Consider the following 10,073-nt stretch of genomic DNA (forward strand, 5'->3'; position numbering starts at 1 on the left):
CCATGCCCGCACTGCCACTTCACGTGCTCGTCGACCACGCCCGGCGGCACTCGCCGTTCTACGCCGAGCTGTACCGCGACGTGCCCGCCGTCGTCACCTCGCTCGCCCAGCTGCCCCTGATCGACCACGTCGCGTTCTGGTCGGCCAACCGCTGGCCCGACAACCGGCTGCTGACCGGCCCGCTCACCGACGCCGCCGTCTACAAGTCCGGCGGCACCACCGGCGCGCCCAAGTTCTCGCCGTGGACGCGCTCCGAGCACGTCGACTCGGTCAGCGCGTTCGGTGCCGGGCTGGTCGACGCTGGGCTCAAGCCCGGGCAGAAGGTCGCCAACCTGTTCCGGGCGGGCGAGTTCTACAGCGGCTTCCTGTTCATCGAGGGGGCCCTGCACCACGCGCCGATCGACAACGTCCGGCTGCCGGTGGCCACCGCGCCGGACGAGTACGTGGCCGACCTGATCCACTCGTTCGGCGTCGACGTCCTGGCGGGCGAGCCGATGAAGCTGTCCGCCGTCGCCGAGACGCTGCTCAAGCAGGACCGGCCCGCCCCGCAGGTCGAACTGATCCTGTTCGGCGGCGACATCCTCTTCGCCGACCTGCGCCCGCTGCTGCGTTCGGCCTTCCCGAACGCCGCGCTCTCCTCGATCGGCTACGCCTCGGTGGACGCCGGGCTGGTGGCCGGGCCGGTGCCCGCCGGGGACGACCTGCGGGTCCACCGGGCCTTCCCGAACCGGACGGTGGTCGAACTCGTCGACGACGCCACCGGCGAGCCGATCACCGAACCCGGCGTCCCGGGGCGGGTGGTGGTCACCAACCTGTTCCGCACCCTGGTGCCGATCCTGCGCTACCCGGCGGGCGACCGCGCCGAGTGGACGGGCCCCGGGCGCGGCACCTTCCGGCTGCTCGGCCGCTCCACCGAGGGCGCCCGGATCGGGATCGTCACCATGCCCACCGAGGACGTCCGCGACGTGCTGCTCGCCCACGACCCCGACCACCGCATCACCGGCCTCCAGTTCGTCCAACGCCGCTGGAAGGGCCGCGACGGCCTGGTCATCCGGCTCGGCCACACCACCGACGCCCCGCCCTCCGCCGCCTTCACCGAGACCCTGCGGCAAGCTGTCCTGGACGCCCGGCCCGCGTACGCCTCCGAGACCGCGATCGGCGCGATCCACCCGCTCCGGCTCGAATGGGTGCCGCGCGGCGAGCTGGTCACCAACCCCCGCACCGGCAAGCTCCGCCAGGTCATCGACGAGCGCCCCGCGCACTGACCGACCGCCCTGCCCCACCCCGGCCCGCCCCGGCCCGGGTGCGGCGCACCGGCGGCAGCGCCGGCGGGTGGCCGCCCTACCCGGTGAGCGGGTCCGCCGCGACCCGCCCGGGGCGGGCGGTCATCCGGGCGCCGACCGACCAGGCGTGCCGGGTGACCGCGAGCAGGAAGCGGGTGCGGGAGGCCCGGACGGCGTGCAGGGCGGGGCCGTGGTCGACGGCGACGAAGAGGGCGCCGGCCAGCGCCAGCAGGAGCCAGACCGGGTTCACGAACGGTCGGGCGGAGGGCGGCAGTTCGGCGGCGGACTGGTGCAGCCGGCGGACGTGGAACGGGATGTGGCGGCGCTCGTCGCGCAGGATCCGGTCGGTGACCTCGCGGGCCAGCGGGTCGGCGAGGCCGTCCCGCAGGCTGCGGTAGTACTCGACGGCGACCAGCTCGGCGACCATCAGCACCATCAACTCGGTGCGCAGGCCCAGCAGTCGGCGCACCCGGACGAAGATCCCGTCGCTCCAGTGCCCGTCCAGCAGCGGGACGCCGGCCGCGCCCAGCAGCTCGGCCAGCAGCCGCGCGTGGTTGCGCTCCTCGGCGACGAACAGCCGCACCGCCGCCGCGTACTCGGCGTCCCCCGCCAGGTCGGCCTTGGCCAGCAGGCTGGTCCCGTCCCCGTCCTCCCCCACCTGGAACTTCTGCAGGCTGCGCGCCACCGCCGCGGGCAGCCGCACCCCGTGCCCCCACTCCGGATCGGCGATCCACTCCCGGCGCGCCTTCTCCGCCTCGAACTCCGCCACCCACTCACCGAATCCGCTTCCGGGCATGGCTGCGCCCCCGCTCTCGTGCCTGTGCTGCGCCCGCCGCGCCGGCGGCACGCGGGCATACCGGGACGGACGCCGCGGTGCGGCGGCGCCCGACCCGTACGCTACCGCACTCCTGAACGCGTTCAAATAGCTGGCGCGGACCCCGCTCAGTACACGTCGCGGACGTAGCGCTTCTCGGCGGCGAGGGACTTGACGTAGGCGGCGGCGTCGGCCGGGGTGAGGCCGCCGTGGGTGGTGGCGAGGTCGCGCAGGGCGCGGTCGACGTCCTTGGCCATCCGGGAGGCGTCGCCGCAGACGTAGAAGTGGGCGCCGTCCTGGAGCCAGGACCAGAGGTGGTGGCCGTGTTCGCGCATCCGGTCCTGGACGTAGACCTTGGCGCGCTGGTCGCGGGAGAAGGCGGTGTCGAGGCGGGTGAGGGTGCCGTCGGCGAGGTGGGCGGTGAGTTCCTCGCGGTAGTAGAAGTCGGTGGCCTCGTGCTGCTCGCCGAAGAACAGCCAGTTGGGGGCGCGGTGGCCGCGGGCCCGGCGGTCGTCCAGGAAGCCGAGGAAGGGGGCGACGCCGGTGCCGGGGCCGACCATGACCATGGGGGTGGCGGGGTCGGCGGGCGGGCGGAAGTGCGGGGAGCGCTGGAGGTGGACGGGGACGGTGGCGCCGGGTTCGGCGTCGGCCAGGTGGGTGGAGCAGACGCCGCCGCGCGGCCGGCCCTTGAGGCTGTCCCAGCGGACCACCGAGACGGTGAGCGAGACCTGGTGGGGGTCGGTGAGCGGGCTGGAGCAGATCGAGTACTGGCGGGGCTGGAGCCTGCCGAACACCTCGGCCCACTCCTGGGCCGAGGCCCGGACGGCGAACTCGGCGGCCACGTCGACGGCTTGGCGGCCCCACGTCCAGCGGGCCAGTGCGTCGGTGTTGTCGGCGCGCAGCAGGGCGCGCAACTCGCGCCCGTCGCGGGTGCGTTCGGCGGTGAAGCGGAGCAGCGCGGGGCCGACTCTGGTGATGTCGAGGTGCCGGGCGAGCGCTTCGCGCAGCGGCAGCTCGCCGGGGCCGGGGAGGGTGACGGTGCTGTCGCCGGACAGGCCGGTCACGGAGAGCCACTCGTCGACCAGGGCGGGCGGGTTGACCGGGTGGACGGCGAGCGCGTCGCCGGCCGCGTAGTCGAGCGGGAGGCCGAGGCCGCCGGTGTCGAAGGTGAAGCGGCGGACCTCCTTGCCCGAACCGGCCCCGGAGAGCAGGCGGTTGCCGACCAGCCGGGCGGGGACGGTGCTGCGGCGCGGAGCCGGGGCGGCGGGGACGGTGACTGCGGGGGCGGTGGGCGCGGGGGCTGCGGGCGCGGCGGCCCGGCCGAGGGCGGTCAGGACGCTGTCGAGCCAGCTGTCGGCGGTGCGCGCGTAGTCGGGTTCGCAGTCGGCGCGCGGGGCGAGGCGGTGGGCGCCGAGTTCGGCGAGGCGGGTGTCGAGGCGGCGGCCGTGGCCGCAGAAGTCCTGGTAGCTGGAGTCGCCGAAGGCGAGGACGGCGTAGCGGCGGCCGTCGAGGCGGGCGGGACGGTCGGCGGTGAGGGCGTCCCAGAAGCCGGCGCCGTTGTCGGGGGCGTCGCCGTCGCCGTAGGTGGAGGTGATCAGCAGCAGGTCGGCGTCGCCCGGCAGGGCGGCCGGGTCGGTGTCGGCCATGGCGTGCAGCGCGGCGGGGTGGCCGTCGGCGGTGAGGCGGGCGACGGCGGTGGTGGCGAACTCCTCGGCGGTGCCGGTCTGCGAGGCCCACAGCACGAGGAGCTGCCGGGTCGGCGCGGCGGGCGCGGCCGGGTCGGGTGCGGCGGCCCGCGAGTACAGGCCGGCCAGGGCGCCGTTGACCCACTGGGCGTGCCCGGGGTCGAACGGGGCGTCGGCGGGGAGCACCGGCACGCCGGGCCGTCCGGTCGGGATGGCGGCCAGGAACCCGGCCAGGTAGCGGCGTTCGCCCTCGGCGAGGACCGGCGGGGGCGCGGCGTCCAGCCCGAACACCGAGGCGGCGGCCCCGGGGGCGGCGGCCGGAACGGCGAGCGGGACGGCGGGCGGGACGGCGAGCGCGGGCACGGTCACGGGCGCGGGAGCGGTGCCGGCGGGCGTCGGGACCCTGCTCAACGCCACCGCGCAGTACTTGAGTTCGGGCTGGAAGGAGAGCGGGTCGACGGCGTCGGAGGTGACGGCGTTGACCGACAGGTACTCGCCGAACAGGTCGTTCCAGTGGAACGGGGCGAAGCAGCTCCCCCGCTGCACCCGGTCGGTGACCTTGGCGGGCAGCACGGCCCGGCCGCGCCAGGAGGAGACCTCGACGCCGTCGCCCTCGCCGATGCCGAGCGCGGCGGCGTCCTCGGGGTGGATCTCGACGAACGGCGACGGGTTCAGCTTGGCGAGTTTGGCGACCTTGGCGGTCTTGGTGAGGGTGTGCCACTGGTGCGGGAGGCGGCCGGTGTTCAGGACGAACGGGTAGTCGTCGTCCGGGAGTTCGGCCGGGTCGAGGTGCGGGCGGGGGTGGAAGGCGGCCCGGCCGGAGGGGGTGGGGAAGCGCGGGGTGCCGTCGGGCTGCAGGTAGCGGATCGGGTTGCGGTCGGGCCCCTCGGGGTCGGCGGCGGGCCACTGGACGGGGGTGTCGCGCAGCCGGGGGTAGGAGGCGCCGCGCAGGTCCCAGCCGGTGACGGGGTTGTGGGCCCGCTTGAGCTCCTCGAAGACCTGCTCGGCGTCGGTGAAGTCGAAGCCCTCCGAGTAGCCCATGGCGCGGGCGACCTCCGCGATGATCCGCCAGTCCGGGAGCGCCTCGCCGGGCGGGTCGGCGGCGGGGCGGGCCAGGGTGAGGTTGCGCTCGCTGTTGACCAGCACGCCCTCGGTCTCGGTCCACAGCGCGGCCGGGAGCACCACGTCGGCGTAGGCGTTGGTCTCGGTGTCGGTGAACACGTCCTGGGTGACGACGAGTTCGGCCCGCTCCAGGCCCTCGATGACGGTGCGCCGGTTGCCGACCGAGGCGACCGGGTTGGTGCAGATGATCCAGCACGCCTTGATCTCGCCGTCGGCCATCCGCCGGAACATCTCGACGGTGCCCCGGCCGACGCCGTCGGCGCGCAGCGTGCCCGGCGGCAGGTCCCACAGCCGCTCGGTGAACTCCCGGTCGGCGGCGGCCAGGACGGAGCGCTGGCCGGGCAGCCCGGGGCCCATGTAGCCCATCTCGCGGCCGCCCATGGCGTTGGGCTGGCCGGTCAGCGAGAACGGGCCGCTGCCGGGGCGGCAGATGGTGCCGGTGGCCAGGTGCAGGTTGACCAGCGCGTTGGTGTTCCAGGTGCCGTGCGTGGACTGGTTCAGCCCCATCGTCCACAGGCTGGTGAACTCCCCGGCCTCGCCGATCAGTTCGGCGGCCCGGCGGATGTCGGCCTCGGCCAGGCCGGTGAGTTCGGCGACCCGGTGCGGCGGGTAGTCGGCGAGGAGCTCCGGCATCGCCTCCCAGCCCTCGGTGTGCCGGGCGATGAACTCCGGGTCGGTGTGCCCGTCCGCGTGCAGCAGGTGCAGCAGGCCGTTCAGCAGGGCCAGGTCGGTGCCGGGGCGCAGTTGCAGGAACAGGTCGGCCTTGGCGGCGGTGGCGGTGCGCCGGGGGTCGACCACGATCAGCTTGGCGCCCGCCTTGACCCGGTCCATCATCCGCAGGAACAGGATCGGGTGGCAGTCGGCCGTGTTGGAGCCGATCACCAGGAACACGTCCGCCAGGTCGAGGTCCCGGTACGAGCCGGGCGGGCCGTCCGCGCCCAGCGACAGCTTGTAGCCGGTGCCCGCGCTGGCCATGCACAGGCGGGAGTTGGACTCGATCTGGTTGGTCCGGACGTACCCCTTGGCGAGCTTGTTGGCCAGGTACTGGGCCTCCAGGCTCAGCTGGCCGGACACGTACAACGCGAACGCGTCCGGCCCGTGCTCGTCCACGATCGCCCGCAGCCGCCGCCCGGTGGCGGCGATCGCGTCGGCGACCGGCGTCGGCACCGGGTCCTCGCCGCGGACGGTGCGCACCAGGGCGGTGGTCAGGCGTCCGGGCGCGGCCAGCAGGTCCGCGGTGGTCGCGCCCTTGGTGCACAGCCGGCCCCGGTTCGCCGGGTGGTCCGGGTCGCCGGAGACCCTCCGCACGGTGCGGCGGCCGTCCGGGCCGGTGCCGACGTCCAGGAGCAGGCCGCAGCCCACCCCGCAGTAGGAGCAGACCGACCTGACCTGTCCGGTCCCCGGCCGCTGCGGCTTCGCTGCGTCCTGCGCCACCTGTCCGGCCACGGGAGCCCTTCCGTTCGACCTGCACCTGCCTGCGGCGACTGTAGGAAGGGCGCGTTTCGCGGCTGTCTCCGCGGCGCACGGCCCGCGGTTACACCGGCCGCACAGCGGGGCGGGCCGCCCGGTGAGGGCCGCGACGCCCCGCCGGGGCCCTCACCGGGGCCCTCCACGGGGGCCGCCCGCACCCGTGGGCCCGGCGGGCTCAGCTGCTGTGCGGCACCCCGGTGACCAGCACGCTCTGGCCCCGGAACTCGGCGACCACCGCGCCCGCGGCGGTCCGCACCGTGACGTCGTAGACGCCCTGCCGGCCCGCCAGGGTCCGCTCCACGGCCTCCGCCACCAGCTCGTCGCCGAGTTGCGCCGGGGCCAGGAAGCTGATCTGCGCGCCCTGGGCGAGCGCGACCGGCCCGTAGCTGTTGCAGGCGTACGAGAAGGCGGCGTCGGCGAGCAGGAACACGTACCCGCCGTGCCCGATGCCGTGCGCGTTGGCCATCTCCTCGGTGACCTTCATCCGCGCCACCGCGCGCCCTCCGGACACCTCCTCCAGCACGATGCCCGCCCCGCCGGCGGCCCGGTCGCGCTCGAACATTGCGTCGATCCTGGAACGTCCCACGGCGGCCCCCCGGTGAGCTGGTCATTCGGCGAAGCAGCATTAGACCGACCGCATTGACGGCCTGTCAATGACGTACCGGCGGAACCCGTTCCGTCCGCGGCGGCCGGACGTGACGCGGGACACGCCGCCGACGGCGGTGGCCGGCGGTCGGTCAGACGGGCGACAGCAGTTCGGCCCGGCGGCGGTGGGCGGTGGCGGCGTGGGTGTGTCCGGCGGCGTCCTCGGCGCGGGCGAGGGCCCGCAGGACCTCGGCGGTGGCCTCGTCGTGGCCGACCCGCTCGGCCTCGGTGAGGGCGGTGCCGAGCCGGGCCCGGGCCTCGGGGTGGCGGCCGAGGGCGGAGAGTGCCTCGCCGGCGGCGGTGTGCAGCAGGACGCGGCGCGGGCCGGGCCGTTCGCCGGTGCTGAGCGAGATGCCGTGCAGGGCGTGGTCGAGGGCGGGGCCGGGGCGTCCGGCGTCCAGGTGGTGGCGGGCGAGGTGCTGGAGGACGAGGGCGACGGTGTGCGGGTGGTCGGCGGCCAGCGCGACCTCCAGGGCCCGGGCGAGTCCGGCTCCGGCGGCGGCGTGGTCGGCGAGTTCGGAGTGGACGGCGGCCAGGTTGATCAGGGCGATCGCCCGGCCGACCCGGTTGCCGGCCCGGGCGGCGAGTTCGGCGGCGGGGGCGAGGCAGGCTGCGGCCTCGTGCAGGCGGCGGTTGGCGACCAGCACCCAGCCGAGCAGCGCCCGGACCTGGCTCTCGCCGTCCAGGTGGCCGGTCTCCACGGCGGCCTCCAGGGCGAGTTGGAGCTGCGGCACCCAGCCGTCGCGGACCCGGCGCAGGATCAGCGGCCACTGGGTGAGCACCAGTCGCCAGGCGCGTTCGGGGTCGGCGGTGGCGATCACTTCGGCGAGCGTCTCGCGGTGCGCGCCGAGCCAGTGCAGGGCGTCCTCGACGGTGGTGAACTCGGGTACGGCGCGCGGACGGTGTGCGGCGGCGGGCGGTTCGCAGCAGGGCTTGCTGCCGGGTTCGGCGCACTGCGCGGCGGCCAGGCCGGTGTACAGGTACTGGTCGGCGAGCCGGGCCCGGGCGGTGCGCTGCTCGGCGCGGTCGGTCTCGGCGGCGAGTTGGCGGGCGTACAGCCGGACCAGGTCGTGCAGGGTGTACTGCTCGGCGCCGGTCTCGGTGATCAGGTGGGTGGCCGCGAGCTGCTCCAACGCCTGGGCGGCGTCCGGTTGTTCGAGGTCGGCGAGGGCGGCGGCGGCGTAGGGGTCGACCATCGGGCCGGGGTGCAGTCCCAGGGCGCGGAACAGTCGGGCGGCGGTGGGCGGGAGCTGTTCGCAGGAGATCCGCAGGGCGCTGGTGACGCTGATCTCCTCGGCCGCCAGGTGGCTCAACCGGCGCTGTTCGTGCCGCAGTTGCTCGGTGACGGCGGCCAGGCCCCGGCGCGGGTCGGCGGCGGCCTTGGCGGCGGCGATCCGCAGCGCGAGCGGCAACCCGTCGCACAGGTCGGCGAGTTCGCGGGCGGCCTCGGGTTCGGCGGCGATCCGGGACGGGCCGAGCACCCGGGCCAGCAGGGCCGCGGACTCCTCGGGGCGCAGCACGGACAGCGGGACGGGGCGCGCGAGTTCGGAGGCGACCAGGCCGAGCATCCGGTGCCGGCTGGTGACCAGGGCGGCGGAGTCGGTGCCGGCCGGGAGCAGCGGGCGGACCTGCTCGGACGTGCGGGCGTTGTCGACCACCACCAGCAGCCGGCGGTCGGCGGTGGCGCGCCGGTAGAGGGCGGCGCGGCCGGCCAGGGTGGGCGGCAGGTCCTCGTGGGCGGTGCCGAGGGCGGCGAGGAACTCGGCCAGCACGTCGCCGAGTTCACGGTCGGGACGGTCGCTGAACCCGCCGAGGTCGGCGAACAGCACCCCGTCGGGGAAGCGCCGGCCGTGCCGGTGCGCCCAGTCCAGTGCGAGCGCGGTCTTGCCGACCCCGGCGGGGCCGGTGACCAGGGCGATCGCGCCGTCCGGCCCGGGGCGCAGCGCGTCACCGAGGGCGGCGAGTTCGGCGGCGCGGCCGTAGAAGCCGCGCGGCGGGCGGGGCAGCAGGTCCACGGCGGGCGGCGCGGCGGCCCGGTCCGCGGCCCCGATGGGCGCGGCGAGCGTGAGCGCGGGGGCGGCCGACCGCGGACGCGCTGGACTGCGCGTACCGGCGGGGGCGGCGCCCGGCCCCATGGCGCCCGGCCTAACGGCGTCCGGCCCCACGGCGTCCGGGCCCGCGGCGTCCGGGCCCGCGGCGTCCGGGCCGCCGGGCGTGCCCTCGCCGCGCAGGATGCGCTCGTACGCGGCGTTCAGGGCCCGGCCGGGGTCGACGCCGAGGCGGTCGGCGAGGGAGTCCCGGGTGCGGTGGTACCAGGTGAGGGCGTCGGACTGCCGGCCGGCCCGGAACAGGGCGAGCATCAGCGCGGAGACCAGGGACTCGCGCAGCGGGTGGGCGACCATCTCGGCGCGCAGCAGTTCGGCGGCGCGGGCGGGCTCGCCGAGCCGCTGGAGGTGGTCGGCGAGGCTCTCGACGGCGGCGAGCCGGTTCTCCTCCAGGGTCTGCCGCCACGCTTCCAGCGGGGCGCTGGGGACGGTGCCGGTGAGGGCGGGGCCCCGCCACAGGCCGAGGGCGTGTTCGAGGGCGCCGACCACCTCGGTGGAGCGTCGCTCGGTGCGGGCGGCGGCCACCAGGGCGTCGAACCGCTCGACGTCGAGCATCCCCTCGGGCAGGCGCAGGGTGTAGGCGTCGCCCGCGGTGGTGAGCCGGACGCCGGGCCGGCCGGTCCCGGCCTCGCCCCCGGCCTCGGCGAAGAGGGCGCGCAGCCGGGAGACGTGGCTCTGCACGACGGTGCGGGCGTTGGCGGGCGGTTCGTCGACCCAGAGCGCCTCGGTGAGCTGGGCGACGGACACCGCGCGGTTGCGGCGCAGCAGCAGGAGCGCGAGCAGGCTGCGCCGCTTCTCCGGTCCGAGGTGGAGTGCGCCGCCGGCGCCGTCCGCCTCGACCGCCCCGAGCAGCCGGAATTTCACCCTGTTCCCCCCGCCGTGGTGCCGCGTCCGGTGACGGAGGCTATCCGGTCGTTATCCGGTGCATGCCACCGGCCCCGGTGGCATG

At 76.0% G+C, this 10,073-nt stretch carries 5 protein-coding genes; 1 reads left to right on the top strand and 4 read right to left on the bottom strand.

All coding sequences use genetic code 11. The annotated features are described in order from the left end of the window. Positions 1 to 2: 2 nt before the first annotated feature. Complete coding sequence (locus K353_RS14735; protein ID WP_111554046.1) at positions 3 to 1,265, top strand: phenylacetate--CoA ligase family protein; 1,263 nt, start codon at positions 3 to 5, stop codon at positions 1,263 to 1,265. A 76-nt stretch (positions 1,266 to 1,341) separates the two neighbouring features. Here the strand turns inward: K353_RS14735 and K353_RS14740 are convergent, their stop codons facing one another. The 4 genes from K353_RS14740 to K353_RS14755 all read right to left on the bottom strand — a co-directional run bounded on the left by K353_RS14740 (position 1,342) and on the right by K353_RS14755 (position 9,988). Then, positions 1,342 to 2,079 (bottom strand): ferritin-like domain-containing protein, encoded by a 738-nt coding sequence (locus K353_RS14740; RefSeq protein ID WP_233533585.1) that lies wholly within the window; start codon positions 2,077 to 2,079, stop codon positions 1,342 to 1,344. Between the two features lie 146 nt (positions 2,080 to 2,225). Next, on the bottom strand, positions 2,226 to 6,350 hold the full coding sequence (locus tag K353_RS14745) for a bifunctional nitrate reductase/sulfite reductase flavoprotein subunit alpha (RefSeq protein WP_233533586.1): 4,125 nt from the start codon (positions 6,348 to 6,350) through the stop codon (positions 2,226 to 2,228). Between the two features lie 199 nt (positions 6,351 to 6,549). Continuing rightward, positions 6,550 to 6,936, bottom strand: a complete 387-nt coding sequence (gene paaI, locus K353_RS14750; protein ID WP_111554048.1) for a hydroxyphenylacetyl-CoA thioesterase PaaI — start codon at positions 6,934 to 6,936, stop codon at positions 6,550 to 6,552. 175 nt (positions 6,937 to 7,111) lie between these two features. Continuing rightward, on the bottom strand, positions 7,112 to 9,988 hold the full coding sequence (locus tag K353_RS14755; protein ID WP_111554049.1) for a BTAD domain-containing putative transcriptional regulator: 2,877 nt from the start codon (positions 9,986 to 9,988) through the stop codon (positions 7,112 to 7,114). Positions 9,989 to 10,073: the final 85 nt, after the last annotated feature.

This window comes from Kitasatospora sp. SolWspMP-SS2h (genome assembly GCF_003259315.1).
GTDB classification, from domain to species: domain Bacteria; phylum Actinomycetota; class Actinomycetes; order Streptomycetales; family Streptomycetaceae; genus Kitasatospora; species Kitasatospora fiedleri.